The following is a 22,572-nucleotide window of genomic DNA, read 5'->3' on the forward strand; positions in this document are numbered from 1 at the left end:
CGAGCCGATTGATGCCTTTGGCAGCGAAAGCAAAAAATACCGGGGGGGGAGAGGGCTGGCTGGGTGGATGGATGGGCGGTGAAGGCGCTAGAGCCCTACCGGTGGGCTCGCGTCCAGTCCGCTTCGATTGGTATCGCTGCGTGCCCTGCTCCTAAATGGATTTGGTAGTTTTCATTTGCCGCTCGGTCCAGGAGTTAGGTTGTTAAGCAGGTAGCGGATGATCAGCAATCTGACGTGGACCGTTGTACCAGCACCTTCGCGCAAACCATGATCCCGATTTGGGTAAACCCAGTAATCAAAGGGTTTACCGAGCTCGATTAAGCGATCGACCAGGCCCTCGATGATTTGAATATGGGTATTCGTCTCGCCTGAACCAGTCACGATTAAGAGCTTACCTTTTAGACCCTCGGCATAATTGATCGCGGCTGCCGTCTTGTATCCTTCTGGATTCACCTTGAGGTCGCGCATGAAGATTTCTTGAAACCAAGCGTTGTAAAGATGTGGCTGTGGTTTGGGGACAACAGCGATCCCGACATGATAAGATTCAGGTTTGCGAAACATCGCGTTGAGAGTGTTAGAGCCTCCACCGCTCCAGCCCCAAATTCCCACGCGAGAGAGGTCCACAAAATCGAACTTTTGCCCGAGCGACTTCAAGGCAGCTTCTTGTTCCTCGGTCGACAATGGACCTAGACTTCCAAAAACAGCCCGTCGCCATGCAGCCCCCTTTGGAGCGGGCGTCCCACGATTGTCAAAAGACACGACGAGGTAGCCTAGATCCGCAATCGCCCGATGGAAATCGATTTGCGATGCGCCCCATTCATCTAGCACTGTTTGCAAGTGAGGTTCACCGTACACATAGATGAATACGGGGTACTTTTTTCTCGGATCAAAATCCTTCGGCTTGATCATCCAGGAATCTGCGTAGAATCCATTGCCGATATCCAAAGAGAAGAACTCGGTAGGATGCGTGATAACTTGCTTCATTCTCTCTCGCAAAGGCGAGTTTTCCTCTAGGACTCGCACAACTCGATGCGAAGGCAGCTCTACAAGTTCGACCACGGGCGGAGAATCCAGGGTCGAATACGTGTGGATGGCCCAGCGGGCATCGGGTGAGAATTGGTACTGGTGTGTGCCCGGTTGCTCGTTGGGTGTGACCCGCTCCAATTCACCTGAACCGTCGAGCGGAACCCGATAAAGATACTTTTGAGTACCGTTTTCTGGTGAGGCGTAGAAGTAATAGAGCTGGTTCGACTCATCGACTACGGCACGGTCGATCACGTCGTAATCTCCGGGGGTGAGGAGCGCGAGCTCACGACCATCGCGGGCATGGAGATACGAATGACGCCAACCATCTTTCTCGCTGATCACGATAAAGGCATCGCCGTTTCGAATCCAGGTGATCCCTGAAATTTTGCCTTGGCTCGATTCCAGCCAGCTCTCGCTTGTTTCCGAGTAGATCGTTGTCGAACTGCCGTCAAGCCGGTAAAGGATCACCTCTCGAACGTCACGGAAACGGCTGAACTTTTCAATCAATATTTCTTCAGAGTTACCGGCCCAGCCAATTTGCCCGAGGTACTGCCCGTTTTCTGGGGTTTTCAGATCGAGCCACGTAACCTCACCACCTTCGGCAGGAACGAAGCCAACCCGCAGCGATTCGATGGTTTCTCCTACTCGTGCGAAGCGATGGTTTTCGAGTCGTGGATAAGATGGATCATCCGAAATCAAAACTTGGCGAATCGGAACATCCGTCATATCCGATTCTAAAAAAAGTACATACTTACCATCGGGGCTCCAGCTTGTTTCGCGAATTCGCACATCGCGGTCCGCAGAAGCTTTATATAAAGTTCGTACTTTTTCCGTTCCCGACGTGCTGGTTTCTTCAAGGCTGCGAAGAGAGAGTTCGCGGTACTTTGTTTCGATTTTCCAAGATCGGTTGGGGGCAACTTGCTGCGACTCAGGTAGGCACGCTAATTGTTCGGTGGTTGGTTCGGAGCTCGTACCAGTTGACACGTCGTAAAAATTTCTGGTGGTATTTTTGGTACCAGATTCCAAGTGAGGGCCTAGGAAACCTGAGCTATCTGGTAGCCACTCCGCTTGGACTCTGCGGGGTTGGTAACGGTTTCGTTCATAAATATCGCGAATCCGCTCCTCGGCCTCGGCGGGGATGCGGGTCGATTTTTCAGGTTGGGCCTCGAGAAGAGAATCGCATCGCAAATCCACAAATACGATGGTCGATAACAGTGTAATGATTCGAAGCGAAATTCGCATGGGTTGGGAAAGCTGGTGGGAACGGTGGGGAGAATGTTTGCACCAAACAGGTGCCGGTATTGTATGTTACTAGTATTGCTTGTTTCAGACAGACCGCTTGGTGACTAGGGACTCTAAAAGACAGAATCGCGCACAATGGATATTTCGAAACTTTCGTCGGTGCGCCCAAGCCAGATCGATATCGAACTTTTGGAGATGTTGTTCGATTTATCGCCTGACGTGGCCTTTTTCATAAAAGACGCTGCTGGACGGTATATCACGGTCAATCAATCGCTGGTGGAGCGACATGGGCTCAAGAACAAATCAGAGGTCATCGGAAGATGCCCACGCGAGATTTGCCATGGGGAGTTCGGCCAGATTCCGACCGAGCAGGATCTTTCTGTTTTGGAAACGGGTAAGCCCTTGATTGAGCACTTGGAGATGCAATGGCAGACCCCCGAGAATCCCGTGTGGTGCTTAACCACAAAGCTTCCGATCAAAGATCCACAGGGAAAAGTGATAGGTATCCTTGGCTTTTCCAGGGATCTCCGAATTGGCTTGAACCCCAAGGAGATACCGGAGGATTTTGCGGCAGCTCTGCGGGAGTTCGAACAAACGTTATCCCCGGACTGCACGCCGTCGTGGTTGGCCGAGCGGTCAAAACTCACTCCGCAGAGATTGACTCGATTGACCAAGCGGTTGTTCGGGATAACTCCTAGCCATTTGCTGACCAAATCTCGAATTGCCGCTGCTGCTCGAATGCTAAAGGAGACCGACTTGTCTGTATCGGAGGTCGCCCATTCCTGCGGCTATTACGATCACAGTGCGTTCTCACGCTCCTTCCGATCAACAATTGGCTTGACGCCTTCTGAATTTCGAAGTCAGTCGTAGATCGCTAGTTTGCAACGCGACGTTTCGTTTCCTTAAGTGTTTCGGTCAGCTCGTCCATCGAACGTCCCTTGACCTCGTAAACGTACTTGAGGACCTCGGCTACGGCAGCGTACTCCGAGGTTGGAATCGGTTTGCCAATGTCAACTTGTTTGAACAAGGCTTGAGCCAGGGGTTTTCGTTCTACGATAGGAATTCCGTTCTCCAGTGCAATTCGTCGAATTTTTGCGGCTACCAAATCGGCTCCCTTGGCAAGAACGATCGGAGCCTTCATGGTTTTCGGATCGTACTTCAGTGCAATAGCTAGTTCCGTTGGGTTGGTGACTACGACATCGGCTTTGGGGACATCGACTGCGAGTCGCTGTTGTGCAAGTTCTCGTTGAACGCGACGGCGCCGGGATTTGGTATGCGGATCCCCTTGCGTCATTTTGTATTCTTCACGGAGTTCTTCGTCTGTCATGCGCAGGTCTTGTTCGTATTTCCATCGCTGAAAGACGAGATCCAAAAAGGCGAGAGCCACTAGTGCAATAGCCACATTGCGGCACAAAACCATCATCGTGGCCCAAAGAAACTTTCCAACAGTGGTCAGGTCGGCTGAACCGAGGGCTAAAATCTCGTTCCATCGGCTCCACACACCCAACAATAGGATGCCACCGACAAGCATGATCTTGAGCAAACCGAATCCCAATCGAGTCACATTCGTTATCGAAAACAGCCGCTTGGTACCTTGGATGGGATCGATTCTTTGAATATCGAACGCCAGTTTTTGGGGCAGCCACATCGGGCCGACTTGAGAAAAATGGACGATTAACGATGTCGCCACGAGCCCCGCCATCAATGGCAGGACGGAGATACCCACTCGGATGACTTGCCTGAGTAGCAAGGATGTCTCATCTCGTGAACTCGACACGATGATGGGAACAGAACCTTCGAGATCGGTGATCAACTGAATAAGTGCGACTCCGATTTGGCCACCATAATTGTCGAGCAGAATGACACCGATTAGCAACAAGACCGATGAGCCTAAGTCTTGCGATTTCGGAACATTTCCTTCTTCACGGGCACGCCAACGGCGATAGTCGGTTGCCTCGTGTTTCTTTTCACCAGCCCCCTGAGCCATCGATCTATGCTCCCTTATTCACGGGAAGCAAATCGATGGTTTTCTCGACCCAAATCCCCAATTCGTCTTGAAAAACCCATCCGATACTCGTGATGGAAAGGGTAAGAACGATAAGGAGCATGGTGACATTCACGTTGAATCCGATCGCCATGATGTTGAGCTGTGGTAGTGTTCGTCCGATCAACGCGGTAACCAAGTTCGCGAGCAGCAGCATGATGGCAGCCGGACCAGCAGCGCGGAGCCCTACAGACATGCTATGCCCAATCAGTCCGTAGAGTTGAGTGAGCCAAGCATCGTCGAGAGTAACTCCACCCGCCGGATAGTAGACAAAGCTGTCAATGCAAACACCTACGATGACGCGATGCCCACCGAGAACTAGAAACAGGAGCATGGCGACCCAGGTGAAAAGCTGGCTGATCACGGTGGTCGACTCTTGTGTCGTTGGATCAGCGGCCTGGGCAACGTCGAGGCTGGCCAAGGTGCTAATGACTTGACCGCCGATCTGCAGGGCGCTGACCACTATCGTGGCTGATGTCCCAAACAATAATCCCAAAAGCAATTCTTTGATAATTCCGATAGTTAATTCGAATAGATTCGACGGCAATGGCGTAGAAAACTCTAGGATGATGGGGGTCAAAACAAAGGAAACCATCAACACCACCAGAGCCTTGATTCTCATCGGAACCGCGCTTCCTTGGAGAGGAGGCATTAGCACCAGTAACGGACCAAGTCTGCTTAGTACGCAAAAAAACGTCCACATCGGACCGTTGAGCAGGGAAGAGACGGCTTGAAGACTATCCATACTAGGCAAAGGCTTTTTTTTGCAGCTCCCGAATCTGGTCTCTACCGAAAGATGCTCTAGCGTTTCGCAACATGGATTGGGATATCCCGAATCAAATCCCGCGAGTAATCGATCATTCGATCGGTGAGCCACGGCAGGCAAGCGATAATGGCAAACGTCATTGCGACCAGTTTCGGTACCGTACTAACGGTTTGGTCTTGAATTTGTGTCAGTGCTTGAATCAAGCCGATTAACAGACCGACAATCATTCCAATCACTAAGAGGGGAGCACCGAGGAGCAATGCCATAGCGATGGCGTCTCGAACCAGATCAACTGCTTCACTTGCGTTCATGATGGTCTAGGCAATCCTGAAAAAGGTTTGTTCAAGTGTTCAATGTTCCAAAGCTTTGGAGGAGAATGTCGACCACCAGTCGCCATCCATCGACCAGCACGAACAAAAGTAGTTTGAATGGGGTAGAAATCAGAGCGGGCGGGAGCATCATCATGCCCATAGAAACGGTAACCGAAGCGATGACGATATCGAGGATCAGGAAGGGCAAATAGATTTTGAAGCCCATCAAAAATGCCACTTTCAGCTCGCTCAGCATGTAGGCTGGTAAGAGGACTTGTAGCGGCACATCATCGAATGTCGCAGGCCCTGATGAATTGGGGGCATAGCGACTGTAGAAAAGGTGAACATCATCGTGGTTGTCGGCGTAAGCAATCTGCGTTGCCATGAATTCGCGAACGGGGGCAATGCCACGCTCCCATGCTTCTGTTGAGGACATTTGGGAGCCGGCTTGCGTATAGGGTTCGATCGCTTCGTTGTACACTCTCGTCCAAACGGGGCTCATAACAAAGAGGGTGATGAACAGTGAGATTGAGGTGATGACTTGGCTGGGAGGTAGCTGTTGAGCACCGAGTGCCTGTTTCAGCAATCCGAAAACGACGATCACTCGGACGTAACAAGTGGTCATGAGCAGGATCGCCGGTGCTAGGCTAAGCACGGTGAGGAGCATGAGAATTTGGAGCGAGCTCGACAGCCCCTTTGGGCTGAGCCACGCCTCCGGTCCGCCCGCTAGTTGGTTGGTAAGAGACTCGATTGCCGACTCGCCTTGCGCCTCCGTCGTTCCGGTGGCCGAAGCGTTATTTTGCAGCGATTGGCGTGCATCAGACTCGATTCGAGCTTGTTGAGCCCGCTGCAAAATTCCGGTAGCTTCCTGGGCTTGAGCAAGGGTTCCTGCGAGCCCGAGGTAGGCAACGAGTACCAGAAGCCTAGCCAGATACTTATAGAATGTTGATTGGTGAGGAAGAACGACCATTCGATTTTAGGGACCGTGGCTTCTGAATGGAGAAACTTTGCCTATTTTTTGGACTTTGTCTCAAGTAACGGATTCTGGGATTCGTCGCTAGGCCAATGTCACTAGTTGCCGTTCGGCCAATCGCCTTTGGCGATGGCATTTGATTAGTTCGGCGCAACTCTGTGTTTTTAACCGGTAGGTAATGATGGATGGATGGAATTTGACTCGCGCAATACCTTCCTGAAGAAAAAGTCGAGGATTCGAAATGGGGCTCGGCACACTAGTTTCCCGGTTCCTAGTCAGTCTCGAGACATCGCAAGGCGAGGCAGACACAAACTGGCGAGTTCTTGGGCTTGGCAGCCTGGGAAGACAGGGGGAAATGCGGATGAATACACAGATATCCAATAGCGAATCAAAAGTGGATCAAATCCGTAAAACTGCCGACAAACCACCCGAATGAGGGGTGCAGCCCCCCTTACGGCAAATTAGCGAGGTTTTATTTACCACAAAATGTTGCATCCTGCCGATAGGTTTGGTAGAACAAATACTGGTGGCGTATTGCCGCTGAATCGTTTTAGTACTTGTTTCCCCATCTTTTCCCGGGAGTGCTGTCGGTATGAAGAGAGTTAGAAATCTAGAAAGGCGAGGGTTTACGCTCGTCGAATTGTTGGTGGTGATAGCCATCATCGGAATTTTGGTCGGGCTGTTGTTGCCCGCGGTGCAAGCGGCCCGCGAGGCCGCCCGAAGAATGTCGTGTTCGAACAATGCGAAGCAAATTGGCTTGGCTCTTCTGAACTATGAGTCTGCGTTTAGAGCTTTTCCGACTCAAGGTATATATGGTCCGGGGAATCCTAATTTCCTCTTGCCATATCACACCACCTGGATTGTTGGGATCTTGCCATACTGCGAGGCAACCGCTCTTCACCAACAAATCAACTTTGCTTTACCTATCTGGCCGCAAGTCGATTTCAATGGAAATCGGATCATCAGTGCGAGATTGCCGTTTCTCCGTTGTCCGTCGGATTCTGCTTACGATGAAGTCTATCGTGCGCACGAGAATATCACTCCGACCAATTATGCGGGTAGTGAAGGCTACCACTGGTGGGAAACCGCGACGATCAATGGTACCAATGCGCCTTGGAACAGTTTTGGATTTCCAGCGGGGGTGACCTCCGAATTGTCGGGTGCGTTTACCATTCGCAGGGTTACAACGTTAGCTTCGATTAGGGATGGCACTTCAAATACCGTGGTCGTTAGCGAAAAGGACTCGTCTGGATACTTTGGAGGTGGGTTTAACACTTCAGGAACTGGAGCATTTCGAGTCGGACAAGGTAACCGAGTATATTGCAGCGCTCTGGTTGCCACAGCATACGCTGGTTGGGCAGGCAACGAAGGTGGAGGGCAGCGGACCAGGAATCCCGATGGCTCTGCACGCGGAAATGCCGGGTGGTTCCGAGCGGGCCCGCATGCTTTCACACCAACCTATTTGACGGCTTGGGGTATCAACACCGAGTGGCCAGGTGCATCTAGTGAGCACACGGCCAACGGTATCAATACGGTCGCCGCGGACGGAAGTGTCAATTTTATTTCTGAGAACATCGACTACGGTGTTTACCTGCGATTGAACGCGATAGCAGACGGCGTAGTTAACGCGGATCCTCGAAACTAAGGAAAACCATGAAGAACGTTGTTGTTTTATTGACTGTATGTTTGTCGCTGGGAGTTCTTTTCCTAGCGGGGTGCGAAAGGCGTCCAGATCCACGAAAGAACCCTGATTTCAACGAGGGAGCACTTACTAACCCTGGCTCCATCGAGATGAAGCCTCTCGGTGGCGGGAAGCCAAAAACCTAGGCTGATTCGGAAATTTCACTTTTCTATGAAGGGCATCGCGCGGCGGTGCCCTCTTTTTTTTAACACGCCCACATTCATACGATTACATTAAAGGCCAAGATTTTCCCAAGAACCACCCGTAGCAAATCATTTTGGTGATTCCGAAAATAATCCAATTCCTTCGATCGCTATCCAGTTTCCTACCTCAACCCCCTCGAATCTCTCTACTACTCCTCCAATCCAGGATATTTCTAGAATAGGAACCTTTTTGGTAGCACCTGTTCCAAAAATGATTCGCTTTTCATTGCAACACTGATAGCCATTACCTGCGGATAGGATCTGAATCTGTTCCTTTTGGTTATCGACTATCTTCACCTGTGTCCCGATTGCATCTCTACTAGAAATCGTGCCAACAAGTCGCAATGATATCGATTGGTAAACTGTCGACGATTGATTTTCCAACAGTGCGACTGGCGAATCCAAATGCGATATCAGCAGATCTTCCTTTCCATCTCTGTTCCAGTCGACTTTGGCCATTGCCCGTCCTAAGTACCTTCCCGCCCAATATCCCTGCCAACTTTTACTAGCTTCTTGGAACACTCCGCGGCTATCATTCCGAAAGTACTGCGGCGGCATTTGGTAGAGCTGGTTTTTAAAGTCAAATCGGTCTAAGTGACCGTTTGTCACAACAAGATCTATGTTGCCATCCAACAATGGGTCAACCGCTTGGGTCCCGAATCCAACCATAGCAAAACTCGGTTCGCTCAGCATTGCCCTCCTCGTACGGTCTTCAAACCTTGCAGGATTGATTTGAGAGTAAAGAGTGTTGGATTCTGTAACATAATTCGTGACAAAAAAATCTAAACTTCCGTTGGCATCAAAATCCCCTACTGCAATTCCCATGCACCCTTGTTTAGCTCCGTTACTATCCATGGATAGCCCGACCAAATCGGCTATGTTGCGAAAAGACATATTCGCCTTTGGCATAGAATCAGTGGCGTTCAACGGCCATTCCTCAATCGGTACACGAGAAAAGAAGTGGTTTGCGGTTTGGTCGTTCGCAATAAAAATGCAGTTGGTTTGAGGTTGTAGAAAGGAACCGACTACGATCCCAAGTCCTTTTCCGTCGGAGGCTGACACACCCATTTCTCGACTCTGTTCCATGAACTGGGATCTATTGTTGATCCATAATTTGTCCGACGATGCCTCAAACGTTCCGGGGCCACAAATGCGAATTCTGTTTCCCTCCCAGCGACATTCTCTCGTAAACAGATCTTCTCCTTGCAGGTAATTGACATCATATATGTCCGCGTAACCGTCCGTATCCATATCAGCAATCGCACAACTGGTGGTCCACGATTGATCAACGATACCATACTCCACCGTGACATCGTCAAAAGTTCCGTCGCCGTTGTTCAACAACAGAATGTTTCTTCCGATCGTTGCAATGTAGATATCATCGAATCCATCGTTGTTAACATCACCGCATGCTACCCCCTGTCCATACGCAGAATAGTTGATACCGGAAGCTTCTGAGATGTCTATAAAGGATTTCCCCTGCTGATTTCGAAACAATACCTGGGTTAAGGGCTCCTCGGTCGATAGCCCAGCATCAGCCCCTTTAGGGACGCGTCTGTGTCGCTTGGCTGGTATCTCATCGGGAGGCCAGTGGCACCCCTGGGAAAGTACTACATCGGGCCAACCATCCCTATCAAAATCCAAAACCCCGACACCTCCTCCTGCGAATTCATACAACTGTTTCGACTCGGCACCTGGTTTAGGACTGGAAAAGTAAGAGAAATTCAGTCCAGCAGTTGGTGCTACATTGGAAAATCGAATTTCTTGGCTATCTACACCTGGAGTCTCGGAAATTCGCAAATCTAGCATCGAGGCAATCAACGTAATTTCAACGTCTCCATCCGCTGATGGTAAATCCAAGGGCTTGGGTAAAGAATTCCACACCAACGGGTTTCCATTCAGAGTCTTTCGTAACGCTGCCGCTGCCTGCATTAATTGTGGATTGGGCTCCCCATAACCTCGTTGAATTAGACTGGCCCAGGCGTCAGCTTCTTTTGTTCTCCCAAGTTCTTTGCATCGATTCGCAGCGTCAATAATTGTTCGCGCGTCCGGTTGACGGGTATACATTTCCAAACATAGCCGCACGAAGTTATTGATTTTCGCATGCCGATCCATAGCAAGCTTGGCCCTCTCAAGCTCACCGCGGCGACCATACTCCTCCGCGAGTAAGAAGTAGACCGATTCGTGATTGTGATCAAGCCGAGATGCCCTAATAAAACAGTCCAACGCGACGTCATACTCCTCGAACTCTTTAGCCCATTTTCCAAGGGTGATCCAAAACATGGGGTGAGGGATCTGCCCCTCCAAGTTTTTCTTGATCCATCGTTTGACGCCTTCCGGGTCTCGTAACTCCGATTCCACCTGACCTAGACTAACATATGCTTCCACTGATGTTGGTAGTAATGCAACAGCTCGAAGCAAATGATCTTTGGCTATCTCATTCTGTTGGTTTGCCAGCGCAACTCGTCCCAGAGCAAGCTGTAGTGATGGGTCATTCGGATTTTGATTCTGAATATCTTTCAATGCCTCATCAAAATTTACAACCTGGTTCGGTGCTCCAAGAACCAGAAGGATATTCAAATCATGAAGGCCTCGGTCCACTAGCCACCTGAGATGTTCCCTCGCATCAAAGTTGCGTCCAGTCATGCCATATAGATAGATGAGCCTCTTTCGGAACTCAGCAACCTCTGGGAACTCTTGAACTAATCGCTCGAAATGGGAGATGGACCTATGCAGTTGCCCCGCGCGAAAGGCGAATTCTCCCGCCATGCTACCGTACTCCGCCGAGAACTCTTGTGGGGGTTTCAATAGCTCTTCTGAGTACATCCAGGCTCTCTGGTAATGAGTCTGGGCTGACGCGGACTTTATTGCCAAAAGTAGTGCCTCTTCTCTCATCCCCGAGAAGTTTTGAGAAACATTCAACGCCTGCTCTTCCGCTCGTTCAAACTTGCCAGCACGAAAAGATTCTCGCGCGTCTCGTAGAGTAACTCGGGGCTGAAATGTCCGGGCCAGAAGCGAGGCAACAACCACCAAAAGCGTCAACGTGAAAAACGCACTGAGAAAGTATTTTCTAGGCATGAGACGATGGAGAGAGATGGAAGGATGAAATGGCGGATTCAAAACGGTCTGGCAAACTTAGTTAGGATCAGCCTCGCCTTTGAGGACGATCCAAACCCAAAGTCTACAACGACGCATTGCACGGCCCAGCCAAGATTAGTGCATAGCTGTCGAACAACATTGTATACTTTCAAGTCGGCTGGCAGATAGGCGTGCGGAACTTGACCCGATTTTCGGAGAACTTCCGTGATTAAAAAGTTTAGAGCAACGAGGGTTAGAATTGAACTGGGACTTTTGGCTAGGATGGGTTGCCCCAATTGTAGTGTCAATCCTTTCCCTGATCTTTTGGGTTCTGACTCTTATTGGCATGCCCGGCAATTGGGGGCTGATGGCCTTAGCTGGCCTATGCTATTTCTTCTTTAATCCCGAGACTGGCTCTCATGTCTCGCTGACGGTGCTCGCCGCGATGCTTAGCATTGCTATCATTGGAGAAGTTCTGGAATTCGTGGCAAGTTCTCTCGGAGTGAATCGCCTGGGAGGATCGAAAAAAGGAGGAATTCTTGCGGTCATAGGTTCTGCAATCGGAGCGATTGCAGGAATCTTTATCGGAATTCCCATACCGATTGTCGGCAGTCTAGTCGCTGCGGTCTTGTTCGGATGCTGCGGCGCATTTGCGGGTGCCATCGTAGGGGAGTACTGGGACGGCAAAGACTGGGACGACGCGATCAAAATTGGCTGGGGAGCGTTTTGGGGCCGGCTCTTCGGAACAATCCTTAAATCCTTGTGCGGAACCATTCTGCTCGTCATCCTAATCGTTTCGGTTTGGACTGACTTGTTTTAATGAAACCTCCCATCGTGCATTTCGTTTTTGCATCACCCTGGAAATGCTGAGAGCCACCTCTTGCGAGGTGGCTCTCAGGAAACTCATGCTGCTTAATCAGCGGTGCATCTTTTCGCGACGAAGGAAGCTCCGGAAGGCTGTGGCAAAACTCTGACCTGACTAAGTCATCGAATCAATCACCTGTACCAACCAGATTGCTAGCTAACAAACCAACTCGCCGCCAAACTATCTAGATAATCTTCTTCTTCGTCTTCGGTATCGAACATGTTCCCAACAAAAGCATTCGTCTCGTTATCCGATTGCGAAACGCTTGTGTAATAAGCTAGTTCGTCGTAGACATTGGAACCTCGAGCAGTGCGTGCAAATGACATCTCGACGAGAGGCATTTCCCCACTTCGCAGATGGATCCCATCCGATCCCTCTCCTTCTCCCGTCATCATCGAAGAGGAATTGAGGAAGTTGATTACCTCTAAAGCGTCAAGCGGATCTAGGTAACCGTTTCCGTTCACATCGACGAAGAACCGATTTCCACCCTCTCCGGAGCCTTCAAGCCCACCACTTCCTAGAGGTCCAGCCCCGCCGCTATTGAGTGCGTTGATGATGATTAACACGTCGATCGCTGACACAAATCCATCATTATTAACATCGTAGACATTGCCCCAGTTAGTGAAGCCACCAGAACCGCCGCCCGTGCCTCCACCTGTTCCGCCGGAGCCTCCCCCTGCCCCACCTGTGCCACCACCGGGAGTAACAATCTGCAGGGTGGTGGTCGTATACCGAATCTGATTGGTCAGAAGCGGAGTGGTTGGATCGAACAACAATGTATCGTTAAACGGCTTGACGTCCGCTGGATCTCCAGTGAATCGGGCTGTTCCAAGCGAGCTGCCAGCGGTGAAATTCAAGACCCATTGCAATCTCTCAGGGAAACCGAGCGGATCGCTTGTATTGTCTTGGAAGGAGCCGATCTCGTTGATAAGACCAGGCACAAACACGTCACCTGACTTTCCTTGACGGTATACGCTACCAACAAAGTCGCTTCGGAAGAAAGGCGCCAATGCTGGATCGACCGTCACGAGGTTATTCGAGAAAAGAATGTCTTGGTAGGCGGCAAACACGCCTGGCCTCGGTGGCTGCGGCGAAGCAGAATCCCTCAAATCCCTGACGTAGCTGCGTAGCTGGAATTGCTGACCCGGAGCAACCTGCGAAATCGGGTTACCGTTCATATCGGTCACTTCGAGACGGAGTTCAACAAGATCATCTGCCGTAACCTGATTAAACGAACCGACATTCAAGGTTACCGTCGCGGTGGAGGTAAAGCCTCGTTGGTCAGTGATCGTGTATTCGAACTGGTCGGTACCAACAAAGTTCGTATTCGGTATGTATTGAACTCTCGCACCGTTATCAACGATCACTACTTGTCCGTTTGCGGACATCATTCGCGTCGAAGTAACCCGAATTGGACCGTTCGAACCGACGACATCGTTGGCCATGACATCAATAACGGATGGTTGTCCAGCAGGTACCATCGGTATATTTACCCCCGCGACCAACGTTGGAGAATCATCGACGGCTATCGGGAAGTTCGTTCCACTTGGAACAATTTCCAACCTAGCTCGCCCATAGCGAATTTCGTCGGTTGGGACTGGTGCGTTAGGTGTATTGAAAACGGTTACATCACTTTGCGGCCTCAAGTCGGCAGGATCAGCAATGAACTCTGCCAAACCGGCAGAATTTGCTGTGAACAGCAAAGTCGCCAGGAGCTCTCGATTCGGATTGTCCATGTTCGAGATCTGCCCAGCGAACGCCCCAAGCTCATTGATCACACCAGGGATTTGTGCAGAACCGGTTCTACCTGCAGGGTAGAGTGGTCCAAATTGAACGTTAAAGTCAAATCCGCCCGGGGTCGTCGGAGATACTGGAGATACCAGGCCTGCACTGTACAACATGTCCAAGTATGCCGAGTAAACTCCAGGCGAGTTGACAAACACCGGTGGCACTTGGCTAGCACCTCGCTCTGGTCGCAAGTCATCGACATACACTGCTACTCGGAACTGCTCGCCTTGAGCGATCCGGGTAATTCTATTTCCGGCCAAGTCGAAGAACTCAAAGCTGAACTCGACAATGTCGTCTGCCCTGGCTCCCTCGAGGGTATGTACGGTGACGTTGGCAGTGGTAGTCTTGCCAGTCCCGTCGGTTGCCGTGTAGGTAAAGGTTTCGGTGCCGCCAAACCCACGCACTGGAGTGTAGCGAATACTCTGCCCTCCCGTACCAATCGTCACGGTTCCTCCTCGGTTCGGAGTCGAAACCGAAGTGATGACCAGAGCGCCCCCTTGTCCCTCAATATCGTTCGCCAGCACATTTAGTGGAAAACCGATCGAGTTGGTCGGAATATCAAAGGAATCATCGACTGCGACCGGGTCTGCGAAGCGTGCGAGAACATTGACCGTCACCCGAGCGGTTCCCGTCACGCCCGTTGAAGATCGCGCTGTGTACGTAAACTCGTCCACTCCGATAAAGCCCAGCGGGGGACTGTAAAGAAGCCTATTCGTTGCGGCATCTATTTGGATGCGAGCATTTCGGTTACTGCTAGAGACACCGGTGATGGTCCAGGTGACACCGGGAGGTGCAAAATCGTTGGCGATAACATCTAGAACTTCATTGATGCTGTTTCTGCCGACGCTAAAAATATCGTCTTGAAGGTCCCGTCTCGGACCATTGACCACGTTAAAGACGTAGTCCTCTACTTCCCCAGCCGCAGCCCGCCCAGCAGGTCCAAGCGTAGGTTGTTGTGATATGCGGAATCGAGCATAGACCCGGTCCACCGCGTTGGCAGGAATCGTGAACATGATGTCTTGGGTGAATAGCCCCGGACCGCTTGGGATCTGCAGGGCGTTGATGACCATCTCACCCGCATCGTTCCAATCGCCGTCCCCATTAAAGTCCATCCAACCGTGAACGTAAGCCAATGTTCCTGTCGTGTTCGTTGCGGTCAGTCGGAGAATGTTGTTCCCATCACCTCGAACAAAGGTGGTAACCTGCGTGATTCCATCTTCGTCATCGATACCCGCCAAATCGTCGCCGTCAGCATTGAATGATGGGCGTCCATCTGGATCAGCATCCCAAAGTGTACCTAGCGTGAGACCTTGCAAGAAGCCATGGCTAGCACCATTCTGTGCACGAGTGGTTGGGTAGGGGCTTGGAGCATCCCCCCAATCTGCGAACTCTGCATTTCCGAAATTGAATCCAGTGATCGGATTCACCCCATCATAGACCACTGTGTGACCGATAGAGCGGCCTGCACTGTCCACAGAGCTACCGTTCGCGCCAACCGGGAAGGTTTGTCGGAAGCCGGCGTCAACAACCTCACGAATTACAAAGGTGCCCGCTCTTGGAGGTGTCAATCTAAAGGACCCATCGGCAGCCGTAATCGCCGCTGGCTCGCCAATGTCAGGTCGACCGTCTAGGTTCAAATCGATGTAAACATAGACTCCCGCCAACGGTGGTTCACCCGCATCCCAAATCCCATCTCCGTTGACGTCCAACCACTTGTATCCAGTGACTTCGTTGTTGGGTCGAACCGATCCAAAGTTCACCACAGCATTGCCTGTTCGAACGTCAGCACTCTTGACCACATCGGCGTTTGTCGCTGCAATCCAGCCGGCTGGACGCGTGACTCTAAGATCGTATTGACCAGGTCGGACGGTCAAGCTGTAGTTTCCACTCGCATCCGAAACTGCTCTTGGCTCATCAAAATCCCGTACGCCGTTACCGTTTAGATCGACAAAGACTTCCCAGCCCGCAATGCCCGGCTCGTTAGCATTACGTGAACCGTTTCGGTTCAAATCGTTAAAGAGATTACCAGTGATGACGTTGCCAACCTTTCCGGTCGACAGACCGAAAGCAAAGGTCGCTCGGTGGTCTACAATGCCGAACAAAAATTCCTCGGGTTGGTAGCGGTCTCGTCCAAAACCCACTGCGATGTCGTCGGCTGTACCCCAGATTCCGTCCGGTCCAACTCCCAACGCCTGGATGGCAAGCGGCGAACCGCTATCCATGAGTGTGATGACCCCATTGGCATTGTCTTGGTGTCGACCACCAACCATGTGACCAAGCTCGTGAGCCGCTACGTTACCGACGGCGACGGCCACCGCGTCCAAAAGGGAGCGTCCTGGAGCCCGAGGGATGGCTGCGATTTCCGGAATCATTTCCCCCAGAATGACGATACCGGTTTCCTCACGAATGAAGTTACCAATGTCAACACTTTCCGCGATTCCATAGGTCGGAATACCTAGGTCCACCCCGTCGCCACCGATGATGATTCGAGAAACATTCGGCAATCCCCACGGGTCAGCGTGGTCGCGGCTGTTTCGGAACTCTACATCGAACGAACCAGGTATGCCATCTTGGCGATAGTATCCGTTAAATCCTGAGGCTGCCAAATCGGTATTGAAACGAGCTTGGATGGTCGCCATCATCTGGTCGATCAAGGCGTTCTCTTCGGACGGCAAGAAGCCAAAATTGGCCAAGGTATCCATCATACTTGGGATACGTCTGGTCGTCGGCAAACCGAAGGTACCTTGGTTGATGGTCGCTCCGTCAAAATCTACGTAAACGATTTGCCTGGTTCCAATCGGCTCGGCTTCAATCGTTGGTCTCCGTGCCTCTAGTCGTAACGAGTACTGCTGAGTACCATCAGAAACACGGACGAAGTAGCGCCCAGTTGTCGGAATCACTTTGGAGAACGCGACCGCCGAAGTTGTGTCTGCCAAAGGGGATGCTGGGGGGACTGATCCAGGGGGGACTGCGTTGGTTGGGCGGAGCTGATTTTCAAGTGACCCAATAAGTGGACTGTCATTGGCGGTTACGATCGAGACATCGAACGGTGTCGGAGTTGCGGGGGAGGTTAAGCGAACCGTGATGATGTCGCCGGCAATCGCGTCGAAGGCAAAGTAGTCGACGTCCCGGATGCCGTTGGCCAATGGGAGCCGTCCCGTGACCGTAACCGTCTGATGACGCCCCGGAGTCGTCCCGAGCGGCAGCAACTGAGCCTGGGCAGGCGTGTTGTTAGGCTCTACTTCTACGGTAGAGAAGGAGGAACTGGACTCACCATTTCCCGTGCTGATTCCACCACCCGATCCACCAGATCCAAATTGTATGGCGGATCGCTGTGCGTAAACTTCCCGAGGCACATTGGGACTAAACCATGCTGTATTTAAACCGATCGGTGGATAGAACATGCCATTGATCGGAGCGACTGTCATAAGCCGGCGATCTTCCAGTTGCTCCACTCGCATTGCCCGCTTTGCCTGACGCCTTTTCGCCTCTTGCGATCGGATTTGGAAATTTTTCTCTACAGCTGACTTTCGTGGACTCGACATGAGATCCCCAGATGGAAAACGGTTGGAAAAGAGACGCGGTCAACTTGGAAAAGCCCTTGTTCCCGTAACAATGACAGGGTTCTGGCTAGAACAAGCGAATTTCCATGGTAGTTGGACACCTACGCATGTCAACAAAACGATTCTGGTCTAAGATGTTTGCCCAAGTGTCAAAGTTCCTCACGATCGTAATTTTCGGCACAGACCAAAATACCGCGCACTTGCCCCGACGTCCGATTTCAGGCCGAGTTTCTCACGTTAGGGGTATGGAACAGCTGGCTTTTCGCAAATTTCCCAGGGAAACCGAGGTTTGCATTGGAATCAGCTACCGGGTGGCGTGCATGGGGCCTCCTAGCATGTTACACTTTTGAGTCCGGCTGGTTGCGAAAGTCGGATCAGTTAAAATTTGTCCGATTTTGTTTTGGTTCTGTACGGTTTCACCCGTTCAAAATCAATCCGTTGTTCGAGCCGATTCGGGGAATCAATGGATCTCAAAGATCCCAACTATCAAAGCATTTTGTTGATTGACGACAGCTATGTCCTGCGCGACCGCTTGGCAGAAGCCTTTGCCGAGCGAGGGTTTCGGGTGGAAGTAGCCGGAACGTGCGACGAGGGGGTGGCCGTTTTCCGTTCCAACCCGACCGAGTTGGCCGTGGTCGATTTGAGGATGCCCGGACGCACTGGGCTAACGGTCATCGCAGACCTAAAAGCCATCAGCCCAGACGTTAAGGTCTTGATTTTGTCCGGCTTTGGGAGCATCGCGACCGCCATAGACGCCATTCGGCTCGGAGCAGTTAACTTTCTCCCAAAACCTGCTGATGCCGATGACATCCTCTCGGCATTCCGAAGAGGCGGTTCAGAGGTCGAAGCAGTAGAAAACAACGAGGAAATTCCGGTCCCAACGCTAGCTCAGGCAGAATGGGAGCATATCCACCGGGTTCTGGCGGATTGCGATCAAAACATCTCCGAAGCTGCTAGACGACTGGGAATCCATCGCCGTTCACTTCAACGCAAGTTACGCAAAAGAGCCCCCTAGCACCGGCGCTCCGTCAGTCCATCGCAGGACGGACCAAGTTTTTCCAATGGCCGCTGTCGTCATGGCCTCGCACCTGTACCCCCTTTTCATTCCAGCCCAAGGCGGCACGTACATCCGCCGCACAGTATCGGATGGTCAACGCACATCGGCGTCGATTCGAACGATTCATTTCCGATCCGTGCAATAACAAGTCCGAGTGGATGGAGGCAAAACCGGCTGGGAGCGGATTCCAAACCACCCGTCCGTATTGCTCGGGATTGTCGATCGTTTGATTGAGGACGTTGTGGTCGTCCGAGCTGCTGGGCCGATAGGTCATGTGCCCATGGTGATGGCTGCCCGCTATGAATCGCATGCATGCGTTTTCTTCGTCCGCATCATCAATCGCCAACCAAACCGTTACGGCTTTTGAAGGAGTTAGTGGCCAGTAGCTGGCGTCTTGGTGCCAAGCCACCGCTTTTCCGTCGCCAGGCATTTTACAGAAAAAGTGCGAGCCCCAGCCGACGACGTTGTCTCCGAGCAAATCACTGACATAATCGACAATTTTAGGGTTGGTAAGAATGTCGTAGACCGGACCGTATTTCATGTGAGCGGAGCTAATCGAATAGCTATCTCCCCCAGAACTTAGCACCCTCGTTAAAAGTCCGTCGAAGTAGGCCCGAATCGAATCGATCTCTTCCTTGTTGTAAATCTGCAAGGGAGCAACGTAGCCATCAGCGTTGAACGCGGTGACTTGCTCGGGGGTCAAAGTCTTGGGATGGTCGTTGAAAGTCGGATAGAAATGCAGATCGCGATTCAACGACTGGAGCTCTTGGTCGGTCGGAACGATGGAGTAGGCTTTCATGATAACTTTCGTGTTTAGTGAGAAAAACAAAGGGGAAATCGGCTATTTGCGAGAAGAGTACACGATGCCTCGTGTCCAGTATCTCGACGATGCAGTTATGTGCTGCCCCATAGCGTGTACGGCTTGCTTCTTGTCTCGAGCCAACAGAGCTGCGGTGATTTGTGCATGCTCTTTTGCCTCTTCTTGGAGCCGATCGCAATCGAGACGGGATTCCGAGTCGGCCCATGATGCATCGCGAAAGGAACGAAACAGTTTGGACAGTCGCTGCAACTCTCGATGCAAGAACTCGTTGCCACAATACATCGCGATGGAGTCATGCAGCTGGGAATCCAATTCGCGTGCGAGGGTGGTGTTTTCTTTGCCTTTGATAGGTCTATCCGCGAGCTCTCGAAAGGCTGCATCCAGTTGGGAGATCACAGTTTTGGGTATTCTTGAAACCGCACCGCGAATCGCCTCGCACTCAAGAGCTCTCCGAACCCGGCAAACATCCTGTATTTCGCGCTGAGTAAAGCTGTGGATCGTCGCACCACGATTAGGCTCTAAGTCGATCACCCCGAGCCCCGCAAGTTCCGCGAAAGCCTCGCGAACAGGGGTCAAGCTGACATGGAGCGATTCCGCAATCTGCTTGGTAGTGAGTCGTGCCCCTGGCGCAAATTCACCCTCAACAATCTTCTGCAGAACGAAAGCCACAATGTGTTCTCGCTTTTCGCCATGGCTTGGCAACCGATCCATACTTCTCACACACTTGGAAACCAAAGATACATTGTGCACAACCTCAATCGGATTGTATACAATCTAGATCGACAAGAAAAGAGTGGGTAGGAGGATCTAACCGGTGTCAGCCATCTTTTTCCTTGAATTCCGGAGCATGATTCCACAGATCAAGGCAAACTTGACCGGATCTACTCGGATTCTTCGAGCTTGAACGCCGCGATGCCTCCCGCACCCGCTACGTACGCTTGGCGGGCTTCTGAATCGATGACTATTTCGAAAACGCGTTCGATCTTCGAGGCATATTCTTGTAAGACAACCAGCGAATCTGCGCTGAGAACCCGCACGACCTTATCGTCGCAAGCTACCAGCAAACGGCTCTTCACCTGATCCCAAGCCATACATCGGGGCGTTGCTGCAAGCCGCTGAAAACGAACTAGCCGCCCAGTTTCGGGATCCCATAAGCGGACCGTCTTATCTTGACCGCAACTATAAAGCCTCTGCTTGGGAAACTGCTCGCTCGGTGCAATCACAACTAGATCGTTCACCATATCCGTATGATTATCCAATTCACGAACGCTCGTTCCGGATTTTGATTCCCATATTCGAATCGTTTGGTCAAACCCAGCTGAAACGATCCGATTGTCGGATAACGCTCGAAGCGAAACGACAGCTCCAGAATGCCCTCCGAATGTCCCAGAAATGCCTAAGTCTGGACAACGATGAATCGTGCAAACACCATCGCCCGATGCAACCGCGATTTGGTCGCTTCCCACCATCCATGCACTGCTATAAATCAAATCGTCACTGTGATGTAGGACCGCTACCCGCTTCTTATCCTCCCAGCTCCACAACTCTATTGCTCCATGAACCGATGGCATTCCCCCAAGAACGACAAGCCATTTGCCATCGGACGAAAACTGCAAATCATGAATATGCTCCAATTCCGTTTCCAATCGTTGACTAACGGACAGATCCTGTCGCTGTAAAACTTCTAAGCCTCGCTGCGATCCGGCTATCAACGACTTTTTATCAGGTGTCAATCGCAAGGCTGTTATAGGAGGCTCGGCGACCACACTGCCAATCCCCATCCCCCATAACCAAACCCCGCAAATCACAAATACGTTTCTAAAACAGTCTCGCACTATCATCCAAGCAGTTCCGAGATAACCCGGCCCCCTTGATTGATGGCAATGGGACGTCCATCCGATGTCTTTAACTCTCTTGATGGATCGATCCCGAGCAAGGTGTAGATCGTACATGCGAGATCGTTTGGCATGACAGGTTTCTTTACCGGACTCTCGCCAATTCGATCGCTTGCTCCAATGATCTGCCCTCCCGGGACGCCACCACCCGCGAATACAACACTGAAGACGCGCGGCCAATGATCTCGTCCTCCCTGCGTATTGATTTTCGGCGTTCTACCAAACTCTCCCATGGCGATAACCAGCGTCTCATCGAGCATGCCTCGCGATTTCAAATCGCCGATCAGTGCCGAGAAGCCCAAGTCAAAAACGGGTAGCAACCCTACACCTTCCTTTGCCCCCGCATAACCCTCCTTGAGTTGCAAGTTCAATCGGTCATGCGTATCCCATCCCGTATGATGTACACTTACAAAGGGTACTCCGCGTTCGACCAAACGCCTCGCTAACAAACAGCTTTGACCAAACATCCGAGGCCCATAACGAGCCCGAATGTGCTCGGGTTCATCAGCTAGTTCAAAAGCACCTTTAGCATCCGGTGAGGTGATTAATCGATAAGCTCGCTCAAAACTTTCATCTTGCCTACTGTTAGTGGCATCAAACGTTTTTTGAGCTTGATCAAACTCACGGAGATAGTCTCTTCGCTTCAATAAACGAGTCTCATCAACCTCTGGAAAGAGGCCTAGATTGCGAACTTGAAAGTCGGGCTTCGAGGGATCACCTCCCGTCGAGAATAACGCATGCTCGCTTCCCAAAAACCCAGAACTAGCTACGCCTGCCTGAGGAATAGCAATCGCTTTGGGCAGTGCCGTAGATTCAGGAAGAACGCTAGACATGACCGAACCGAAACAGGGATACTCTAGCGACTCTGAGGGTTTATAGCCCGTGAGGAGATAGCGGTTCGCCAAACCATGTTCACCGAGCGGCGAGGTGACTGACCTGAGTATCGAAATTTGATCCGTTACCTTAGCGGTTTCTGGCAAACACTCGGAGATCTGAATACCTGGCGTAACCGTTGGAATGGGACGAAACGGACCTCGAACCTCAGCCGGCGCTTCTGGCTTTAAATCCCACATGTCTAAATGACTCGGCCCTCCATCGAGCCAAAGCAGTATGCAGGACTTGGCTCGCGGCTTCGTAGAAACATTCCGACGATTCGCAGCCTGTAGGAACTCAGGCAACCCTAACCCCAAAGCGGAGATCACCCCGATCTGCAGCGCGTCACGTCGCCTCATTGGAAAATGTCTCGGTGCTGAATTCATA

At 51.4% G+C, this 22,572-nt stretch carries 16 protein-coding genes; 5 read left to right on the forward strand and 11 right to left on the reverse strand.

The genetic code is table 11. From position 1 onward, the window contains the following. Positions 1–171 precede the first annotated feature (171 nt). Entirely contained in the window at positions 172–2,268 is a 2,097-nt protein-coding gene (locus SH449x_RS07220) for a S9 family peptidase (RefSeq protein WP_482380656.1), read from the reverse strand. Between the two features lie 135 nt (positions 2,269–2,403). Between SH449x_RS07220 and SH449x_RS07225 the strand changes: the two genes are divergently transcribed. Beyond that, complete coding sequence (locus SH449x_RS07225) at positions 2,404–3,138, forward strand: helix-turn-helix domain-containing protein (protein ID WP_482380657.1); 735 nt, start codon at positions 2,404–2,406, stop codon at positions 3,136–3,138. A 4-nt stretch (positions 3,139–3,142) separates the two neighbouring features. On the opposite strand, the gene SH449x_RS07230 is transcribed toward SH449x_RS07225, so the two are convergent. Genes SH449x_RS07230 through fliP form a run of 4 tightly spaced genes read right to left on the reverse strand, consistent with a single transcriptional unit; the run spans position 3,143 to position 6,359 of the window. Then, positions 3,143–4,255: an EscU/YscU/HrcU family type III secretion system export apparatus switch protein gene (locus SH449x_RS07230; RefSeq protein WP_482380658.1), complete on the reverse strand. Its 1,113-nt coding sequence runs from the start codon at positions 4,253–4,255 to the stop codon at positions 3,143–3,145. A gap of 4 nt (positions 4,256–4,259) precedes the next feature. Beyond that, positions 4,260–5,057, reverse strand: a complete 798-nt coding sequence (locus tag SH449x_RS07235; RefSeq protein WP_482380659.1) for a flagellar biosynthetic protein FliR — start codon at positions 5,055–5,057, stop codon at positions 4,260–4,262. 56 nt (positions 5,058–5,113) lie between these two features. Continuing rightward, positions 5,114–5,389 carry a flagellar biosynthesis protein FliQ gene (gene fliQ / locus SH449x_RS07240; RefSeq protein WP_482380660.1) on the reverse strand — a complete coding sequence of 92 codons (276 nt, stop codon included), beginning with the start codon at positions 5,387–5,389 and terminating at the stop codon, positions 5,114–5,116. A gap of 31 nt (positions 5,390–5,420) precedes the next feature. Then, entirely contained in the window at positions 5,421–6,359 is a 939-nt protein-coding gene (gene fliP, locus SH449x_RS07245) for a flagellar type III secretion system pore protein FliP (protein ID WP_482380661.1), read from the reverse strand. Positions 6,360–6,954: 595 nt separating this feature from the next. Here fliP and SH449x_RS07250 point away from each other — a divergent pair. Next, positions 6,955–8,007, forward strand: coding sequence for a DUF1559 family PulG-like putative transporter (locus SH449x_RS07250; RefSeq protein WP_482380662.1), 1,053 nt, complete (start codon positions 6,955–6,957; stop codon positions 8,005–8,007). An 8-nt stretch (positions 8,008–8,015) separates the two neighbouring features. Then, positions 8,016–8,189 carry a hypothetical protein gene (locus tag SH449x_RS07255; protein ID WP_482380663.1) on the forward strand — a complete coding sequence of 58 codons (174 nt, stop codon included), beginning with the start codon at positions 8,016–8,018 and terminating at the stop codon, positions 8,187–8,189. A gap of 126 nt (positions 8,190–8,315) precedes the next feature. Here the strand turns inward: SH449x_RS07255 and SH449x_RS07260 are convergent, their stop codons facing one another. Then, complete coding sequence (locus tag SH449x_RS07260; RefSeq protein ID WP_482380664.1) at positions 8,316–11,324, reverse strand: FG-GAP-like repeat-containing protein; 3,009 nt, start codon at positions 11,322–11,324, stop codon at positions 8,316–8,318. 301 nt (positions 11,325–11,625) lie between these two features. Here SH449x_RS07260 and SH449x_RS07265 point away from each other — a divergent pair, with 301 nt between their 5' ends. Further along, positions 11,626–12,144: a DUF456 family protein gene (locus SH449x_RS07265; protein WP_482380665.1), complete on the forward strand. Its 519-nt coding sequence runs from the start codon at positions 11,626–11,628 to the stop codon at positions 12,142–12,144. Between the two features lie 197 nt (positions 12,145–12,341). Here SH449x_RS07265 and SH449x_RS07270 read toward each other — a convergent pair whose 3' ends face one another. Next, complete coding sequence (locus tag SH449x_RS07270) at positions 12,342–17,522, reverse strand: Ig-like domain-containing protein (RefSeq protein WP_482380666.1); 5,181 nt, start codon at positions 17,520–17,522, stop codon at positions 12,342–12,344. Positions 17,523–18,003: 481 nt separating this feature from the next. Here SH449x_RS07270 and SH449x_RS07275 point away from each other — a divergent pair, with 481 nt between their 5' ends. Beyond that, on the forward strand, positions 18,004–18,555 hold the full coding sequence (locus tag SH449x_RS07275) for a response regulator transcription factor (RefSeq protein ID WP_482380667.1): 552 nt from the start codon (positions 18,004–18,006) through the stop codon (positions 18,553–18,555). A gap of 13 nt (positions 18,556–18,568) precedes the next feature. Here the strand turns inward: SH449x_RS07275 and SH449x_RS07280 are convergent, their stop codons facing one another. The 4 genes from SH449x_RS07280 to SH449x_RS07295 all read right to left on the reverse strand — a co-directional run bounded on the left by SH449x_RS07280 (position 18,569) and on the right by SH449x_RS07295 (position 22,544). Beyond that, positions 18,569–19,396: a phytanoyl-CoA dioxygenase family protein gene (locus SH449x_RS07280; protein WP_482380668.1), complete on the reverse strand. Its 828-nt coding sequence runs from the start codon at positions 19,394–19,396 to the stop codon at positions 18,569–18,571. A gap of 42 nt (positions 19,397–19,438) precedes the next feature. Beyond that, entirely contained in the window at positions 19,439–20,128 is a 690-nt protein-coding gene (locus tag SH449x_RS07285) for a GntR family transcriptional regulator (RefSeq protein ID WP_482380669.1), read from the reverse strand. Positions 20,129–20,298: 170 nt separating this feature from the next. Next, positions 20,299–21,258 carry a WD40 repeat domain-containing protein gene (locus SH449x_RS07290; RefSeq protein WP_482380670.1) on the reverse strand — a complete coding sequence of 320 codons (960 nt, stop codon included), beginning with the start codon at positions 21,256–21,258 and terminating at the stop codon, positions 20,299–20,301. Continuing rightward, positions 21,255–22,544: a DUF1501 domain-containing protein gene (locus tag SH449x_RS07295; RefSeq protein WP_482380671.1), complete on the reverse strand. Its 1,290-nt coding sequence runs from the start codon at positions 22,542–22,544 to the stop codon at positions 21,255–21,257. Before SH449x_RS07295 ends, SH449x_RS07290 begins: the two co-directional genes overlap by 4 nt. Positions 22,545–22,572: the final 28 nt, after the last annotated feature.

The organism is Brakhagea baltica (genome assembly GCF_052161605.1).
Lineage (GTDB): Bacteria > Planctomycetota > Planctomycetia > Pirellulales > Pirellulaceae > JBKCUI01.